This window comes from Oceanobacter sp. 4_MG-2023 (assembly GCF_030689165.1).
Lineage (GTDB): Bacteria > Pseudomonadota > Gammaproteobacteria > Pseudomonadales > Oceanobacteraceae > Oceanobacter.
The window spans coordinates 1-1,574 of the sequence record NZ_JAUYVV010000064.1 but is presented as its reverse complement, the minus strand read 5'-3'; the positions used below and the strand labels follow the sequence as shown (position 1 = coordinate 1,574).

Here is a 1,574-nt window from a genome sequence, read left to right as displayed (position 1 = left end):
GTACCAGACAACGAATAAACCACTGCCGCGTCGTCCGTGGTCGCGGTGTAAATAACCGAGCTGGCACCAGAATTTTCATCAATAGCATCCGCCAGAGTCCCGGAGTTAAATACCGGTCCTGACTCATCCAGATCATTGACCGCCAGAGTGACGGTCTGATCAGTGAAGTTACCAGCCCCATCTGTGGCGGTGACGGTAAAGCTGTAGCTTGGTTTGGTCTCGTAGTCCGCATCCGCCAACAAGGTGACTTCACCGGTGGCTGGGTTGATACTGAAATACGCTGCATCGTCGCCTGAGAGCGAGAAGCTCACTCCACTGGATATATCCGCTGAATCATCGGCAGTGGCGGTATAAATCACACTACCCGCACCGCTGTTTTCATCGATCGCAGTGGCCGTAGCGCCAGAAGTAATCGTTGGTGCCACTTCATCCAGATCATTAACCGCCAGAGTGACGGTCTGATCAGTTAAGTAACCAGCCCCATCGGTGGCGGTGACTACAAATGAATAGCTGGCTTTTGTTTCGTAATCCGCATCCGCCAACAAAGTCACTTCGCCGGTGGCTGAGTTGATACTGAAGTACGCTGCATCTGCACCCGACAGACTGAAAGTGACGCTATCAGAGATATCTGCGGAGTCATCAGCGGTGGCGGTATACACCACTTGCCCGGTACCGCTGTTTTCATCGATGGCAGTCGCGGTATCACCAGACGTAATGCTTGGCGCTGCTTCATCCAGGTTATTGACCGCCAGCGTGACGGTTTGATCGGTGAGGTTACCCGCTCCATCGGTAGCGGTGACAGTAAAGTTGTAGCTGGACTTGGTTTCATAGTCAGCATCAGCTTTTAGAGTCACTTCGCCAGTATTGGTATCAATGGTGAAGTAAGCCGCGTCAGTGCCGCCAAGGCTAAACGTTACGCCGTCCGAAATATCAGCAGAGTCATCAGCGGTGGCGGTATACACCACTTGCCCAGCACCAGAGTTTTCATCGATCGCAGTAGCCGTAGCGCCAGATGTAATGCTTGGCGCCACTTCATCCAGATCATTGACCGCCAGGGTAACGGCCTGATTGGTAAAGTTACCAGCTCCGTCGGTAGCGGTGACAGTAAAGCTGTAGCTGGACTTGGTCTCATAGTCGGCATCGGCCAACAAGGTGACTTCACCGGTGCTGGCATCAATCGAGAGATACGCGGCATCGTCGCCTGAGAGCGAGAAAGCCACACCATCGGAGATATCCGCGAAGTCTTCAGCGGTAGCGGTATACACCACCTGCCCAGCACCGCTGTTTTCATCGATGGCAGTGGCGGTATCACCAGAGGTAATCGTCGGTGCCACTTCATCGAGGTTATTGACCGCCAGCGTGACAGTTTGATCGGTATGGTTACCCGCTCCGTCGGTAGCGGTGACAGTAAAACTGTAGCTTGGTTTGGTTTCGTAGTCAGCATCAGCTTTTAGAGTCACTTCGCCAGTATTGGTATCAATGGTGAAGTAAGCCGCATCAGTGCCGCCAAGGCTAAACGTTACGCCATCCGAAATATCCGCGGAGTCATCGATAATCGCTGTGTAAATAACCGA

Annotated in this window: 1 protein-coding gene; it reads right to left on the bottom strand. The window is 52.9% G+C overall.

From position 1 onward, the window contains the following. Nucleotides 1-1,574: cadherin repeat domain-containing protein (locus Q8W24_RS16745; protein ID WP_305476033.1), on the bottom strand; the 1,574-nt coding region annotated here is incomplete at both ends.